The sequence below is a fragment of the Nonomuraea sp. NPDC049750 genome, assembly GCF_040659625.1.
In the GTDB taxonomy this organism is placed as follows: Bacteria; Actinomycetota; Actinomycetes; order Streptosporangiales; family Streptosporangiaceae; genus Nonomuraea.
Window position 1 is genome coordinate 48,100 of sequence record NZ_JBFANB010000050.1, and the last position, 15,548, is coordinate 63,647.

Annotated in this window: 12 protein-coding genes; 9 read left to right on the plus strand and 3 right to left on the minus strand. The window is 65.8% G+C overall.

All coding sequences use genetic code 11. The annotated features are described in order from the left end of the window. Positions 1-86 precede the first annotated feature (86 nt). From AB0J16_RS56305 to AB0J16_RS56315, 3 genes are read left to right on the plus strand one after another with little or no spacing between them, the layout of a single operon-like run. The gene (locus tag AB0J16_RS56305) at positions 87-1,019 is read left to right on the plus strand and encodes a hypothetical protein (RefSeq protein WP_358556596.1); all 933 of its coding nucleotides are present in this window, start codon (positions 87-89) and stop codon (positions 1,017-1,019) included. Then, positions 1,016-2,458, plus strand: a complete 1,443-nt coding sequence (locus AB0J16_RS56310; protein WP_358556599.1) for a sulfotransferase — start codon at positions 1,016-1,018, stop codon at positions 2,456-2,458. The genes AB0J16_RS56305 and AB0J16_RS56310 overlap by 4 nt, the downstream gene beginning before the upstream one ends. A 58-nt stretch (positions 2,459-2,516) precedes the next feature. Further along, positions 2,517-3,743: a hypothetical protein gene (locus AB0J16_RS56315; RefSeq protein ID WP_358556602.1), complete on the plus strand. Its 1,227-nt coding sequence runs from the start codon at positions 2,517-2,519 to the stop codon at positions 3,741-3,743. Between the two features lie 44 nt (positions 3,744-3,787). Here the strand turns inward: AB0J16_RS56315 and AB0J16_RS56320 are convergent, their stop codons facing one another. Beyond that, positions 3,788-4,990, minus strand: coding sequence for an NAD(P)/FAD-dependent oxidoreductase (locus AB0J16_RS56320; protein WP_358556605.1), 1,203 nt, complete (start codon positions 4,988-4,990; stop codon positions 3,788-3,790). Between the two features lie 65 nt (positions 4,991-5,055). Between AB0J16_RS56320 and AB0J16_RS56325 the strand changes: the two genes are divergently transcribed. After that, positions 5,056-5,661 carry a PadR family transcriptional regulator gene (locus AB0J16_RS56325; protein ID WP_358178723.1) on the plus strand — a complete coding sequence of 202 codons (606 nt, stop codon included), beginning with the start codon at positions 5,056-5,058 and terminating at the stop codon, positions 5,659-5,661. Between the two features lie 146 nt (positions 5,662-5,807). Here AB0J16_RS56325 and AB0J16_RS56330 read toward each other — a convergent pair whose 3' ends face one another. Next, positions 5,808-6,704, minus strand: a complete 897-nt coding sequence (locus AB0J16_RS56330; protein WP_358556608.1) for a LysR family transcriptional regulator — start codon at positions 6,702-6,704, stop codon at positions 5,808-5,810. A gap of 137 nt (positions 6,705-6,841) precedes the next feature. Between AB0J16_RS56330 and AB0J16_RS56335 the strand changes: the two genes are divergently transcribed. Continuing rightward, a complete protein-coding gene (locus AB0J16_RS56335) occupies positions 6,842-7,789 on the plus strand; it encodes a TIGR03620 family F420-dependent LLM class oxidoreductase (RefSeq protein WP_358556611.1) in 948 nt (315 codons plus the stop codon). Positions 7,790-8,060: 271 nt separating this feature from the next. Next, on the plus strand, positions 8,061-9,437 hold the full coding sequence (locus tag AB0J16_RS56340; protein WP_358556614.1) for a hypothetical protein: 1,377 nt from the start codon (positions 8,061-8,063) through the stop codon (positions 9,435-9,437). A gap of 330 nt (positions 9,438-9,767) precedes the next feature. On the opposite strand, the gene AB0J16_RS56345 is transcribed toward AB0J16_RS56340, so the two are convergent. Next, positions 9,768-10,181 (minus strand): RNA-binding S4 domain-containing protein, encoded by a 414-nt coding sequence (locus tag AB0J16_RS56345; protein WP_358556617.1) that lies wholly within the window; start codon positions 10,179-10,181, stop codon positions 9,768-9,770. A gap of 469 nt (positions 10,182-10,650) precedes the next feature. Here AB0J16_RS56345 and AB0J16_RS56350 point away from each other — a divergent pair, with 469 nt between their 5' ends. The 3 genes from AB0J16_RS56350 to AB0J16_RS56360 all read left to right on the plus strand — a co-directional run bounded on the left by AB0J16_RS56350 (position 10,651) and on the right by AB0J16_RS56360 (position 15,464). Beyond that, complete coding sequence (locus AB0J16_RS56350) at positions 10,651-12,528, plus strand: BTAD domain-containing putative transcriptional regulator (protein ID WP_358556620.1); 1,878 nt, start codon at positions 10,651-10,653, stop codon at positions 12,526-12,528. 308 nt (positions 12,529-12,836) lie between these two features. Next, positions 12,837-14,177: an FG-GAP-like repeat-containing protein gene (locus tag AB0J16_RS56355; RefSeq protein ID WP_358556623.1), complete on the plus strand. Its 1,341-nt coding sequence runs from the start codon at positions 12,837-12,839 to the stop codon at positions 14,175-14,177. A gap of 177 nt (positions 14,178-14,354) precedes the next feature. Then, on the plus strand, positions 14,355-15,464 hold the full coding sequence (locus tag AB0J16_RS56360) for a VCBS repeat-containing protein (protein WP_358556626.1): 1,110 nt from the start codon (positions 14,355-14,357) through the stop codon (positions 15,462-15,464). Positions 15,465-15,548 lie beyond the last annotated feature (84 nt).

Sequence of the window (15,548 nt, forward strand, 5' to 3'; positions counted from 1 at the left end):
CCGCTTTACACATACCGGTCGGTTGCTACACTCAAGGCTGAATGTGCCGCAGGCTGGTCGTGAGGCGTGAAGGCTGAGGGCGACGCATGTCTAGCGAACCAACGGCGATGTGGAGTCCCGTCGAGCATGAGTGGCTGTTTCGCGTGCCAGGCCGTCGCAATCTGGAGCCGCAGGCCGATATCCGCCCCCATGCCGACTTAAATGCCAAATGTCCATTCTGCCCCAGCGGGGAAGACGTGGCAATGGCGAGCGGCCCCCGCCTGCTGCCGAGCAAGCATCCCATGATTGCCCTGGAAGAGCCGCATTCCCCTGAGCAGGAGCAGTTGCATTGGGTGCTCGTGTACGGCAACTCCCATTCCCAGAGGCTGGGCGATCTCCCGGCCGAGGTCACCCGGGAGTTCCTGGAGCTGATCTCCATCAAGACCTCGCGGCTTTTTGACCGTTCTTCGGTGAAGGCGGTCTTCGCTTTCGAGTCCGTGGGGGACCACTTCGGTCCGACGGTCGCTCATCCGCACGGTCAGCTCATCGGACTCCCTTTCGTTCCGAGGCGCCTGACTCTCGCGCCGGCCGCTGATTCGTGTGCTGTGTGCGAATCCGTCACTAGGCGAGACCTGACGGTGATGATCACGAACCATGTCCTCGTTCAGGTGCCTCCGTGGTCGCGGCTGCCCTTCGAGATGATCATCATGCCGAGGGCGCATCGGCCGGATCTGGCGTCGCTGTCTGCCAAGGAGATCACGTCGATGGCCGACTGCCTGCATACCGGCCTGCAGCTGTGTCGGTTGACCCACGATGGCGAGATGCCGCCTTATCTGATCAACGTGATGCAGGCCCCCAAGGGCGACACTTCTCACCACCTGCGGGTGGAGCTCGTCCCGCTGCACAAGGACGAGAGAACGCTCAAGCGGCCGGGTGGCATGGAGTTGGGCCTGGGGATCTACCTCAACCCGCTGCTTCCGGAGGTCGCTGCCGGGATTCTCCGCGAGGTGTTGCCGGACGTACGGAGGTGCTCGATATGAGGCGTGTCCAGATCGTCGGGACCCAGCGCTCCGGATCCAACCTGCTTCGCCTGCTGTTGGGGTCACTCCCGGGCGTCTTCGCGCCGCCTTCGGCGCACAAGCTGAGGGACTTCCAAAGCCTGACCAGCCGGTACGGCTCGTTGCACGTGCCTTCGAACCAGGGGCGCCTGGCTGAGGACATGGGCCGGCTTGTCGATATGAATGCTCTCGCGTGGCCACGTATACCGGATCGGAGACGGGCTGTTTTAGCAGAGATGGGCGGATCTACACTGGCTAACGCAGTTTTAGCCTTTTACGATGCGCACGCCCGATACTTCGGCAAGCAGGTGTGGGTCAGCAAGTGTCTGGAGAATGTCCACTTCATTGATCAGCTCATCGACTCCGGCCTGCCCATTCTTTATCTGCACCTCGTAAGAGATCCACGCGACGTGGCCGCCTCGTTTTCCCGGGCCCCGATAGGTCCGAAGGAGCCAAGAGCTATCGCTTTGCGCTGGTTGGAGGACCAGGAAGCGGCCATGACAGCACGCGAGATTGTCGGCGAAGATCATTGGCTCACCTTGCGTTACGAAGATCTGGTCACGGATCCGGAGGCTGCTCTGGCGCCGCTGTGCGATCGCACAGAATTGAGGTGGTCGGCTACCGCCCTCGAGTTTTACCGCCGAGAAGAGGCCCGATCGGCTGCGTCGATATCCGAGCTGTGGAACAATCTCGACCGACCGATTCGGCGCGATCGCGTGTCCGCGTACAAGAGATCGGCGAATATTGAGCTGGTGACGGCTGTCGAGGGCATCACGTGTGATCTGATGTCCGCATTTGACTATGCCGCTGAATATATATCGGTGCCGACCGGAATCAGCGCCGGCGAGAACGAGGACATTCTGAATCGTGATCGTGAGATGCGTGCCGAATTGGCGGCCGCTCGCGATCCGGAGGCAGAGGCCGTGCACCTCAGGAGGGTGAGTTTCCTGGAGGACCTCAAGGCCACGAGACCACCCATGGGTTTTGCGGAGGATCTGATGTACGTGCAGTTCGCACAGAAAGCCGTGATCGAGTGGCAAGGAAGGCTGCTCCTGATCAGGAAGGGTCAGGATGACCCGCACCAGCCAGGGAGATGGGAGTTGCCGGGCGGGCGTATGAAGCCTGATGAATCGCCGGATGACGCGCTTGTTCGCGAGGTACGCGAGGAGGTGGGCTTGGATGTGTCACCTGGGCGTCCGCTGGCCCTGTGGTCATGGCGGCTGGGCAACGAACAGGACGCCCCGACGGTCATAGCCGTGGCCCGGCTCTGTGAGACGAGCGCTGGGGATGTGGACATGAGCCGGAACGACGAGGATGATTTCATCGAGAAGTACGGCTGGTTCGAGAGAGACGAGGTTCTCGATCTAGATCTCATTCCAAGCGCCAGAGGCCCCATCGAGACGGTTCTCGCAAACCTCTAGCAATTCGGTTCAAACGGATGAGTCGCCTACGAGTGTGTGTGAATCAAGGACGAGCTAGTTGCTGACGCGCCAGATCCTGACGGACGCTCAGTTAGAGATCGAGCGGCGGATCGAGTTGCGTCTACAAGTCGAGGCCGGGCGGCTGCCGGACTACGCCCTGGCTTCGGGGCAGTATCTCGACCATCCTCGCTACGAACAGCGCGGGCTCTACGGCACAGCGGCCACGATCCACGTCCTCGCCCGTCGCGCCACAACGGATCCCGCCGTCAAGGAGCAGGTGGCGAGGTTGATCTATTACGTCGTCAACCGCAGCCAGGTGGAAAAGGCCTCGGTAAGCTCTGCCGTGTACCGGGACCTGGTTGCGCGCAGAATCCGGCTGCAGAAGTCGGACATCTTTCGGATGGCCGATATCGGCTTCGCCCTCTCCTACGTGAGCCCCGCCATCGCGCTGAAATCCGAGGCGCTGACGCTGGTGCAGAAAGCTTTCGAGGGCGCACAGGCCGACCCGGCGGGATATGCGGTGGGTAACGAAGGCGGAGAGCCGGATCCGCTGGCCACGGCGCATGCCGTGCGCTGTCTGGCGGCGAATAATCTGCCCATCAGGCCGGAGGACTGGCGCTATCTTCGCGAGTACCTGAGTAGCGGTGACAATGACTTCGTTCGCTGCTTCGTGCTTCTCGTGCTCACTGCCTATGACTCCCAGATGGAGCGGAGGCAGCTGCAGGTCTCCTGGAAGGATCTCTTCTCGGCGCTTTCAGCTGCGTTCGGCGGCCAGTCGGAGGCGAACCACGAGTACACCCGGTCCGGCGCGCAAGACTACGTCCGGATACCCTGGCAGATCTACCTGGTCCAATCGTGTGCCAAGCTGTTCCCTCTGACGAGATTCAACGGGTTCACGATCCAGCGGAAGATGCTGGATGTGGTTCAGCAGATCTGCGCTCCGACCGGGTTCAAGTACGAAGCGTCAGGTTGCTATCTCTCCACGCGCACCTATGCGTGCGTTTGGCAGGCGATGGAGGAGATCTTAGCCTTCAACTTCAGGCAGCCTATTCCACGCGTCGTCGTCCGCACGGTGACCGGGGCAACGCGTCTGCTGTCCAGTCGGCTCGTCGGGGTACTCACGTATCTGCTGCTCGTCACCGTTGCGGCCGGATCGCTGGTCGAGTGGCTCAACAGCCCTCACCGCTTCATCGGTGACCTGGCGCCCAATCTGCTGGCCGAGGTCATGCTCATCATCGCTGCGAGGCTCGAGCTCCAGGTGAGGCGGGCGAAGTATCGTCGCTAAGCCGTCGAGGGCACTCGTGAACAGCCCATGACAAGCCCTTGCCATCATCCGGTCACCTTGGCGTCCCAGTTGATCCGGTAGTCGAAGATCCAGGTCATCTTCTCGGGCTTCCCCAGCTTGCCGAAGATCCGGATCGCGTAGGCGTTGACGACGCGGCCGACCGGCCCCGCCGCCTTGCTGGCGTTCTTGCGGGTCGTCTCCTTGATGACCCGCTCGACCCGGGGACGGCGCTCGGCCTCATAGGCGGCGAACGCCTCGCCGTAGGGGAGGTCGCGTAGGCAGCGGGCGAGCTGGATCGCGCTCTCGATCGACAGGGACGCGCCCTGCCCCGAACTGGACGACGGCGCGTGCACCGCGTCGCCGACCAGCACGATTCGGCCCCGGCTCCACGTGACGGTTGTGGGTGGCATGTTCTCCATCGGGCCGACGATCACCACGTCCGATGGGTCGGTCCGTTCGATCAGGTCCCGTGCCGGGGTGCCGTCGGCGGCGAACTTCTCCGCCAAGATCGGCAGCCACTCGGCGGCCGGGGTCGCCTGGACCTCGGCGGCGGTCATCGGCTCGGGGTGCGGGAGGTTCACGAACCAGACGGCGTCGTCGGCGCCGAAGACCTGGTAACCGAAGAATGCCTTCTTGCCGAAGGTCATCGGCATCTTGCCCTCGGTCGAGGGGATCCCCGGGGCCCGGACGCGGGCGCCGAAGCTGATCAGACCCGCGTACTGCGGTCCTGGGGCCGCCGGGTCGATGAGGGAGCGGACGGTCGAGCGGATGCCGTCGCAGCCGATGAGGATGTCGGCGGTGGCCTGGGTGCCGTCCGCGAAGTGCGCGGTCACGCCGTCGGCGGTCTCCTCCGCCCGGACGAGGCGCTTGCCGTGCTCGGTTCTGACGCCGCGCCGCGCGGCCTCGTCGTGCAGCGCCCGGTAGAGCTCGTCGCGCCAGACGAACTGCATCGACCGGATCCCGGGCGGGTTCCCGAACTCGGCGAGCGGACGGCCCTTCCAGTCCTGGAGCACGATGCCGGTCATCGGCGCGCCGAGCGGCCGGATCAGGTCGGCGCAGTCGATCGCGTCCAGCGCGTCGACTCCGTTGGGGGCGATGCTCATACCACCGCCGACCCCGTCGGCGGTCTTCTCGTACGCCTCGTAGACGGCGGCGTCGATGCCCGCCTTCTGCAGGGCCATCGCGGTGACCGGCCCGGCGATCCCGCCGCCGATGACGAGTGCTGTCTTCACGGTGTTCTGCTGCATGATGGGATAGTTGCATTGCAACTAGTCTCTCGTCAACTAGTAGTTTTCGGAGTAGTGTCGGTGACATGAGTACTGCGTTCCGGGGTTCGCCGCTGGCCCTCACCGTCCTGGCGCTGCTGCACTACAAGCCCCTGCATCCGTACGGGATCCAGCGGCTGATCAAGGACTGGGGGAAGGATCTGGTCGTCAACGTCGAGCAGCGGACGAGCCTCTACCGGACGATCGACCGGCTCGCGGAGGCCGGCCTGGTGGCGGTGCTGGACACCGAGCGGGACCACGCCTACCCCGAGCGGACCGTCTACGAGGTCACCGACGCGGGCCGTGAGGCCGCCCGTGAATGGCTGGTGGACCTGCTCACGGTTCCGAAACGGGAGTTCCCGCAGTTTCCGGCGGCGCTGTCCCACCTGCTGCTGCTTTCGCCCGAGGAGATCCCCGACCTACTGGAGCACAGGCGGACGGCCGTCACGGCGTCGGTGGCGGAACTGCAGACCGCGCTGACCGGTCAGGCCGAGGGGGGTCTGCACCGGGCCAGCCTGCTCGAACTCGAATACCTGCACGCGGTGGCCGTCGCCGAGGAGCGCTGGCTGACCGGCCTGATCGACGACCTCCGCTCCGGCCGGCTGACCTGGTCCCCAGCCGACTTCGCCGACCCGCAAGCCGACTCGCAATAGGTACGGGCAGCAGACCGTACAGGTCGGTTGGGTGAGGCATGAGGGCCTTTCGATGAACGGCAGAACGGGTGCCCGGCACGGCCCGGGCACCTGTTTCGCAGGGCTGCTATCTGGCGCAGACACGCTGCACGGAGCCGGGTGCTGGGTCACCCTGGCCCGGTGAAATGGGCTTCGGCGTATTTGCGGAAGGCCGTGACGAGGCGGCTGCGGTCGTCGGCTCGGGTGGCCAGTACGACGTGGCTGGGCTCGATGCCCTCCAGGGGGATCGTGGTGAGGTCGGGGCGCAGGTCACCGATGCGGGCGGTGGCGGGGACGATGGCAACGGCCTGCCCGCCGGCGACGAGTTCGAGCTTGTCCTCGCCCGCCTCTATGAGGGGACCGTCGGGCGCCCGGGTTCCGTCGGGCCGGGGGTCGGCGCGCCAGAAGGCGTTCCAGACTGGGTCGAGCGCCCGGGGCAGGGGCTCGTCGGCGATGTCGTCGAGGGTGACTGATTCCTTGCCCGCCAGATGATGATCCACGGGCACCAGCAGCGCCCGGGGTTCGTCATAGAGCACCGTGACGTGCAGCCCGTCGGTGGGGAACGGCAGCCGGGCCACCGCCGCGTCCACCCGGTGGTCGAGGAGCGCGGCGCGTGGTTCGTCCCAGTCCAGGTGGATGATCCGTACCTGGGCGCCGGGATGCCGCTGGCGTAGCTCGCGTACGGCCGGGGTGACGACGAGGTTGCCGATGTAGCCGATCGCGATCCGGCTGGGCTGGGCGGCGGCCCGGGCGCGCGCGGCGGCGCGGGTGGCGGAGCGCAGCAGCGCGAGGGCGAGCGGGAGGAAGACCTCTCCGGCGTCCGTGAGCCGGTTGCCCTGCGGGGTGCGGTCCAGCAGGCGGGCGCCCACCTGCTGTTCGAGCCGGGCGATCTGCCGGCTCAGCGAGGACTGGGTGAGATGGAGGGCGGCGGCCGCGCGACCGAAGTGCCGGTGCTCGGCGACGGTGGTGAACGAGCGCACCAGCCGCAGGTCCAGGTCCACCGGAGGGAGTGGCGAGTCGGCCATGCGCCCAGCGTAGCTCTCACCTCTCTAGCTGCGGTGATGCGCGAATCGGGATGCGCCTTGCGAAACATTCATTGGACCCTGAATGGGCTGCGGTCCCAAGCTGATGACGCAAGTTGAGCAGCCCAAGGAGCATTCTCATGAGGACCACCACTGTGGTCGACGCGGCCCGCCAGGCGTTGGGGCCGGTCGGCTTGACGCTGCCGGTCTCGTTCACCAGCGCCCTGTCCATCGACCTGCAGCGCGAGGCCGTCGAGCGGCTGGAACGCGCCGGCTACCACGCCGTCTGGACCAACGAGGTCGTCGGCGGAAAGGACGCCCTCGTACAGCTGGCAGTGCTGCTGGCCGCCACGCGGCGGATGGTGTTCGGCACCGGCATCGCCAACGTCTGGGCCCGGTCACCGCAGACCATGCATGGTGCGGCGGCCGTGCTGGCCCAGGCGTATCCCGGTCGGTTCGTGCTCGGGCTGGGGGTCGGATATCCGCAGCAGGCAGCCGACACCGGTCGGGAGTTCGGCAGCCCGCTGACCACGATGCGCGACTACCGCGAGCGGATGGACAGCCCGACCTCGCCACCCGCACCCGACGTGACCTATCCGCGGATCATCGCCGCGAACGGCCCGAAGATGCTCGCGTTGGCCGGCGAGATCGCCGATGGGGCAATGCCCGCCGGAGGGCCTCCCGAGTTCACCGCGCAGGTGCGTCAGGTGCTTGGCCCGGACAAATTGCTGGTCATCGGGCTCTCCGTGGTCCCGGGCGGCGACCGCGACCGGGCGCGGGCGATCGCACGGGAGTGGGTGTCGGGCAGCCTCCGCCAGACCTGGTACGCGGCCGCCCTGGCCCGGTTCGGCTACTCGGACCAGGAGATCGCCGAGGTGAGTGACCGGGTGGTGGACGCGATCATCGCCCACGGCGACCCTGCCGACATCGCCGCCAAGGTACGCGAGCACCTGGCCGCCGGCGCGGATCACGTGACGCTCATGCAGCCGATCGGTACCGACTTCTCGGTCGGCGTGGACCAATTTGAGCGGCTCGCCCCGGCACTGCGTGACGTCACCGCCCACCTGGACCGGCGCGCCGGCGGCTGACCAACGCCGGTAGAACGACAGTGTGCCGGTGTCGGCGGATCAGTAGCGTGGATTTTTCCGGTAAATCATATTATCGGGGCTATCAGGTTCTATGGCGTGGTCAAGTTTGATTTTTGGTTGAGTGTCCTCATGTGGACACATGGCGGTGGGCAATTGCCGGGAGGACGTGCCCGGCTTACGCTTCAAAAGCCATCCTTTCTGCTGAATACCGTCCCCAATTCGGCGTGGATCCGGCAATTCGCCACCGCGTCTCTCCCGAAAGGGGCCCGCCATGATTCCCGCCCAACCGTCCCCCGACAGCGGCATGCGCGGAGACCGTTCCAAGACGAACCGCGACCCCGGCGCGGCCGCACCGGTCCCCTTCGAGCTGCTGCTGACGCGTCTGGAGGACCACGTCAAGGAGGCCGGCATCACGCAGGACATGGTGTGCAACGGCGCGGTCACGGATTTCCTCGCGGCGGTTCCGGATCCCCAGCTCGCCAATCTCGGCGCGCCCGCGCTGGGCATACTGAACAATCACATCGACGCGGCGATGCACGAGTGCTCGCTCATGGCCGCCAAGTCCTCGGTCGTGTCCTACGCGTCCATGGTCACCTTCAAGGCGGCCAACACCTACGCGTCGGCCAACAACGTCGCCGCCAACGAGCATGAGGTCGCGCGGGTGGGCGTGGCAGTACGCGCTCGCATCGACACGTACGTCGTCGCGTGCGAGCGGCAGCTCTACCTGAACCATGCGGACGTCCCCGCCGACCTGAAGCTCCTCATCCAGCACCACGCCGTTGGCTCGGTCAAGGACCCCTTGGTGGAGGCCGCCGACCAGATTCTCCAGGCGGTGCACACGCCCAACGATCCCACCCAGAACGAGAGCGCCGCGCTGGTTCAGGCCCTGGAGGCCCTCCCGGTGGTTCAGGCCATGTATACGGGCAAGCTCTCCGTCGGCTTCGGCGCCGAGAGCGGCACCCTGCCCAGCATCGTGGTCACCAACGCGTGCAAAGCCCAGAAGCACTTCAGCGGGTACGTCGAGCAGTTCTACAAGAACGCGCCGACAGGCATGATCATCTACGCCGCCCTGGTGCAGCCGTCGCGCAGGCCCCCCGCGAAGCACGTGTCGAACATCGAGGTCACCGAGGACACCGTCGAGCCTGGCATGTTCTGGCTCGGTAGCCGGGTGACGCAGTTCCGGTCAAACGCCGCACGGGTGGGTAACAAGGTGCGCCTTTCGGTGATGGACGACGTCTCGACGGTGGTGCACGAGATCGGGCACCAGGTCGAGTTCTACCTTCCCGCGGTCGAATGGCTGCGCCTGCACCTGATTATCAGAATGCGAATGAACGGCACGCAGCTCGTCAATATCTATCCCAATGCAAGTAAACCTGAACCCGCCTTCGACGTCAGCACCATGCCGGCGTTCGAGGCGTACTACACGAAGAAGGAACAGCAGAGAAGCGGAAAGTATTATGCCGCCAAGCTCTATACCTCGGGTGACACCGAACTGCTGTCCATGACCGTGCAGTTCTTCAGCCAGCCCGATACCGCCATCCTCATGATCCAGCGCGACCCGGTGCTCGCGTCGACCGTCCTGCGCGCCATCCGCCCCGACGACTTCACGAACTTCCCCGTCGCCCTGCTGGCCTTGCTGCCCACCTGAGCCCCTCCGCGCAGCAATTAAGAGGACGGGCCGAGTACGAGTGTGGGGGCGACGTAATGTTCCCCCGGGGTGCGGTCGTCGGCGAGGACGTTCGCGGCGGAGTCTCGTTTGAGATTTGGCAGATCGCTGGTTCTTGATGTTCGTCAGCACCCTGATCTCCGATCTCGTTGTTGGTCCGACGACCGTGGGCGTACACGGCCGTCGCTCCTATGACGGGCGCGGGCGCCAGAAGGTAACGAGTGGACCGAGCCCTGCGCGGCAGGGCGTCACGGGTATCCGCGCGGATCCGGTGGAGGAGAAACCGACCCCTGTTCGATGCGGTATGCCCGTTCACTCCGGGTCGAGCCCGGCGCCCCGCCCCTCCGCCATCGGGCGTCCGAGCAGCTTGTCGATGCTGCGGCGTTCGCGTTTGGTGGGACGGCCCGCGCCACGAGCCCGTACGGCCACCGTGACAACCTCCTCGCGCGGAGGGGGCGGAGGGCTCTTGTCGATGTAGCACTCGGCGGCCGCGGGGGCGCCGACGCGCTTGGTGATGATCCGGGAGACGACCACTATGCGTTCGTGGCCCTCGTGCCGCAGTCGGACCTCGTCGCCGACCCGGACGACGTGCGCGGGCTTGACTCGTACTCCGTTGATCCGGACGTGACCGCCCCGGCAGGCGTCGGACGCGATCGATCGGGTTCTGGTCAGCCGCACCGACCAGATCCAGCTGTCCACCCGAGCACTCAGCTGCTCACCTGCCACTCCCACACTGTACTGAGATCGTCGCGTCGCCTGCATCCAAGCTTCGCAGTTCTCATTCCCCGGCTCTTTGCCAGGGAATTGCCAGAAATGACTGTCACGCTGCCGCGCGTGATCGCATCGAAGCCGGCCACAGCCACCGTCCCCGTCACATCCGCACACTCTCCCGCCCCTGGTGCGACGCCGCCGATCACGCCCGAGTGTGCCTGCCGACGGAGCTATACATCGGGCTGACCATGCCCACCTGCGGTCGCCGCAGCGCCCGCACGGTGCCATCACTTCTGCTCACCAGGCTCAGGGAGCTTCGCTATCGCGAGAAGGGATCGAAGGCTTGTCACAGGAGAAAACGGAATTTATGGCCGAAATGCCGCGCGCGGCGGCGGAATGGTTGCGATACGGGGAAGGAGGGCGGGCTCCCTCGCGGAGCGGTGGTCAGGCCGCCTCGGCCCACGACGACGGAGACCGCTAAGTCGTGGCCTCGTCACTCGGTTTTCACATACTCGGCCCGCTTGAGGTCATCGCGAACAACGCCCGCTTCACCATCACCGGGCTCCGCCAGCGGACCGTCCTGGCCGTGCTGCTGCTCACACCCGACCGGGTTGTCTCGGTCGACCGGCTCGTCGAGGCCGTGTGGAGCGGTGCGCCGCCGACCACGTGCCGCAACCAGATCGCCATCTGCGTCGCCGGTCTCCGCAAGGTGTTCCAGGAGGCGGGCTGCCACGAGGACGTCATCGTGACCGCGGCTCCCGGCTACATGCTCGTGTCCGGGGACCACCGCATCGATGCGGTCGAGTTCGCGGCCCGGGTGGAGTCTGCTCGGCATCTCGCCCAGGACCAGCGGACGGCCGAGGCTGCCTCTCTGCTCAGGGAGGCGCTCAGTCTGTGGCGGGGGACTCCGTTCGCTGACACCTCCAGTTCGCGGCTTCAGGAGGAGGCGAGCCTGCTGGAGCAGCAGTGGCTCAACGCGTACGAGCAGTACGCCGAGCTCCAGCTGGAGCTGGAGAGGTACAGCGAGATCGTGTCCGAGCTGTCCGGGCTCGTGCAGGAGCAGCCGCTACGCGAGCATGCCCGAGCGATCCTGATGCTCGCCAACTACCGGCTGGGCCGCCGCTCCGAGGCCCTGGGACTGTTCCGCCAGGCTCGCCAGAACTCCGTCGACGAGCTGGGGCTGGAACCGGGCAAGGAGCTGCAGGAGCTGCACGCCGCCATGCTGCGCGAGGATCCCTCGCTCCTGCCGACCTCCACAGCGTCGACCTCCACGGCATCGGTCTCCCTTAACGCCGACCTTCCCGCCGGCTCCGGCGAGGCGCGGCTGCCTGCGGATGTGCCGTCCTTCGTCTCGCGGGAGGAGGAGCTTGCGAGCCTCGATGTTCTGCTGGAGGGCGGCCCCGACGTAGGGTCGGCCGCCGTCGGGCTCATCACCGGGGGAGCGGGGACAGGCAAGAGCGCTTTGGCGATTCGCTGGGCTTACCGAGTGGCGCAGTCGTTCCCCGACGGAAGGCTCTTCGCCGACCTCACCCGGACAGGAGACGGCGAGGAGTCTGTCTCGGCCGTGCTCGCCCGGTTCCTGCGCGCCCTGAAGACACCGGAGAACGAGATCCCGGCGGACCCGCGGGGGCGGGCCGAGCTGTTCCAGCGGTCGGTCGCCGGACGGCGGGTGCTGGTCGTGCTCAGGGGAGTGCGGGACCTGCGCCGCGTTCAACGGCTGATCCCCGCGTCCGGGACCTGCGGCGTGCTCGCGACCAGCTCGTACAACCAATCGAGCCCGGCCCGGGTACGCCTGCGGCTGGACGCGCTGGACACCCGCTCGGCCGTCGAACTCCTCGACGCGCTCGTCGCCGATCACCGCGTACGGTGGGAGCCCGCGGCCGCCAGGAAAGTGGTCAGGTACTGCGACAACCTGCCCCTGGCCGTGTCCGCGGCCGCGGCGCGGCTCACCGCGAAGGCGCACTGGAGCGTCTCCCATCTGCTGGCCAGGCTGCGCGACCCGCTGCACCGGCTCGACGAGCTGAGCCACGGTGGGCCGCCCGGGATCCGCGACAGCTTCGACCGCGGCTACAACGGCCTGGGCCCTGATGCCGCCGCCCTGTACCGCCGGCTCTCGCTCTGGGACACCCCGGAGCTGGACGTCTGGAGTGGCGCGGCGCTGATGAACATCGACCTGTCGAGCGCGGAGAACCTCATGGAGCAGCTCGCGGACGCCGCGCTGCTCGAGACGTGGGGACGGCGGCCGGACGGCCTGTTCCGCTATCGCCTGCCCAGTCTGCTCGCCCTGCACGCTCGGGAGTACGCCGATTTCCATGACCTGTCGGCGGCGGGGTTGAAGCTGCCCTATCCGTCCGCGATCTAGGCGCCCAACGTCACTTGTTTCTCGGATTATCGCCCGACTATTTCCCTGAGTTTCGCCGCGATAACGAGACGAAATGCCGTTCACCTAGGGTGGCTGTGCCGGGTCGGTTAATGCGACCGCGGCGGCGCCCATGGCCAGGGTGCGGCAGGAAGGAAATCTATTGATCGGATCGTCTGCCGAACTGTCAAAAGAGTTCGGCAGAGGCGGAAGCATGTCCGAATCTAACATCAAACAAATCCAAGAGATGAGGGATCACGATGGGTGAAATCCATATAACAGGCCGACGGCTCGCCGCGGGTCTGGCCTCCATGGCGATCATGGCAACCGGCCTCACCGCTGTCATGGCTGCCCCGGCCTTCGCGGTGAGCAGGTCCGCGATCGTCTCCGCCGCCCAGGACGAGCTGAACAACAGCAGCCGCGATCACGAGAGCCCCGCGGGCAGCGGATGCAACTACTACACCGGTGTCTTCCGTACGTGGAAGGACTCCGCCGGCTGCCCCAGCAGCGATGGCGTGCAGTGGCGCGACAGCAACTGGTGCGCGGACTTCGCCAAGTACGTCTGGCGCAAGGCCGGTGTGCCCCACGCCGACGTCCCCGAGTTGGAGGGTGGTGTGCTCACCGGGTGGGCCAGTTCGTTCAAGGACTACGGGACCAAGTACGGGACCTGGCACACCAGGAGCAGCGGCTACACCCCGCAGCCCGGCGACGCCGTCGTCTTCGACTGGGAGCAGAACGGTGACATCGACCACGTCGGCATCGTGAAGAGCGTCGACGGGAGCACGATCTACACGATCGAGGGCAACAGCGGCGACCGGACCAAGGCCAACTCGCACTCCCGGTCGAGCAGCGACATCGTCGGTTACAGCGCGCCGGTCGAGGCCAGCAACGGTCCTTCGAACCAAGACGGTGGTGATTTCAACGCCGATGGGGTGGGGGACATCTTCTCGGCCGCTACCGGGACGTTGACCGTCTGGAACGGTAAGGGCTCGAACAATTTCGGTTCGGCCACCGAGATCGGTCCTGGCTGGGGCGCTTTCAGTAAGCCCATCGCCGGTGACTTCAACGACGACGGTATTAGTGACCTGGCTGCGGTCAGGGATGGCAGCAAGCTGACCATCTGGAACGGCAAGGGCGATAACCACTTCTCCAGCGCGATCGAAATCGGTCCTGGCTGGGAGCCGTACGACAGCACTCTGGTCTCGCTGGGTGACGTGAACGGTGATGGTCATGCCGATATCGGCGCTGTCCGTGAAGGCACCGGCACGCTCTACGTCTGGAACGGCAAGGGGGCCAACAACTTCGGCTCTGCCACCGAGATCGGTCCTGGTTGGACTGCTTACAGCAAGCCGATCGGCGGTGACTTCAACGGTGATGGCATCGGTGACCTGGCCGCGGTCCGGGACGGTAGCAAGCTGACCATCTGGAACGGCAAGGGCAGCAACAACTTCTCCAGCGCCATTGAGATCGGCCCTGGCTGGGAGCCCTTCGACAGCACCCTGATGACGCTGGGCGACGTCAACAAGGACGGAAACACCGACATCGCTTCCGTCCGCGAAGGCACCGGCACTCTCTACCTCTGGAATGGCAAGGGCAGCAACAACTTCAGCTCCGCCATCGAGATGGGCCCCGGCTGGACCCCGTACTTCTAACCACCCCACCCCGCCGGGACGGCCCGGCGGGGGCATTCCCACGATTTGGAGCCTCAGACAGTGTCAAGAACATTCGCCCGCCACACGACGACGGCAGCGCTGGCCATCTTCGCGATCGTCGCCTTATCCCCCTCGGGGTACGCCCAGGATGATCCGGCCGGACCACCTACCGGCCGAGTGACCGCCTCCTACGCCACCGCCGCATGCGACTCCAACGGCACGACCAGCACGGACGCGGCCCTGGCCACACAGCTGAACGGCGTCTTGACCGCCACGATGAAGGGCTACATGACGGCGTACCGAGTTTCGTGCGCCCGCATGATCGTCAAGGCCGTCCACGATCGCGGCATGGATCCCAGAGCGGCGGTCATCGCAGTCACCACCGCGATCGTGGAGTCGACCATCCAGAACGTCAGCGAGACGGTCGACCACGACAGTCTCGGGCTGTTCCAGCAGCGTGCGTCGTGGGGCAGCGTCCAGGAGCGACTCAATCCGATCTGGGCCACCAATGCCTTTCTCGACAAAATGGTCAGGGAGTACCCGAACAACTCCTGGATGACAGCGCCGATCGGCGAGGTCTGCCAGGCGGTACAGGTCTCGGCCTACCCGTCCCGCTACCAGCCCCAGGCCGGAGACGCACAGAAGATCGTCGATGCTCTCTGGCAGCCGCGGAGTTCGTATGGTGGTGATTTCAACGCCGATGGGGTGGGGGACATCTTCTCGGCCGCTACCGGGACGTTGACCGTCTGGAGTGGTAAGGGGTCGAACAACTTCGGCTCGGCCACTGAGATCGGTCCCGGCTGGGGCGCTTTCAGCAAGCCCATTGCCGGTGACTTCAACGACGACGGTATCAGTGACCTGGCCGCGGTCCGGGATGGCAGCAAGCTGACCATCTGGAACGGCAAGGGCAGCAACAACTTCTCCAGCGCCATTGAGATCGGTCCCGGCTGGGAGCCTTACGACAGCACCCTGGTGTCGCTGGGCGACGTCAACGGCGATGGTCATGCCGACATCGGGGCCGTCCGTGAAGGCACCGGCACGCTCTACATCTGGAACGGCAAGGGCAGCAACAACTTCTCCAGTGCCATCGAGATCGGCCCTGGCTGGACTGCTTACAGCAAGCCCATCGGCGGTGACTTCAACGGCGATGGCATCGGTGACCTGGCGGCGGTCCGGGATGGTAGCAAGCTGACCATCTGGAATGGCAAGGGCGATAACCACTTCTCCAGCGCGATCGAGATCGGTCCTGGCTGGGAGCCCTTCGACAGCACCTTGATGGAGCAATGATCGAAACCTGTGGATCTGAGGGGAAGGGGTGTACCTTCCCGAATCATCTGATCAAGGTTTCGAGATAGGCCGACGTTGCCGCGT

What these genes read in the sequence shown, in the direction of transcription:
- AB0J16_RS56305 (WP_358556596.1), top strand. Translation starts at nt 87, where the DNA reads ATGTCTAGCGAACCAACGGCGATGTGGAGTCCCGTCGAGCATGAGTGG.
- AB0J16_RS56310 (WP_358556599.1), top strand. Translation starts at nt 1,016, where the DNA reads ATGAGGCGTGTCCAGATCGTCGGGACCCAGCGCTCCGGATCCAACCTG.
- AB0J16_RS56320 (WP_358556605.1), bottom strand. Translation starts at nt 4,990, where the DNA reads ATGCAGCAGAACACCGTGAAGACAGCACTCGTCATCGGCGGCGGGATC.
- AB0J16_RS56325 (WP_358178723.1), top strand. Translation starts at nt 5,056, where the DNA reads ATGAGTACTGCGTTCCGGGGTTCGCCGCTGGCCCTCACCGTCCTGGCG.
- AB0J16_RS56330 (WP_358556608.1), bottom strand. Translation starts at nt 6,704, where the DNA reads ATGGCCGACTCGCCACTCCCTCCGGTGGACCTGGACCTGCGGCTGGTG.
- AB0J16_RS56335 (WP_358556611.1), top strand. Translation starts at nt 6,842, where the DNA reads ATGAGGACCACCACTGTGGTCGACGCGGCCCGCCAGGCGTTGGGGCCG.
- AB0J16_RS56340 (WP_358556614.1), top strand. Translation starts at nt 8,061, where the DNA reads ATGATTCCCGCCCAACCGTCCCCCGACAGCGGCATGCGCGGAGACCGT.
- AB0J16_RS56355 (WP_358556623.1), top strand. Translation starts at nt 12,837, where the DNA reads ATGGCGATCATGGCAACCGGCCTCACCGCTGTCATGGCTGCCCCGGCC.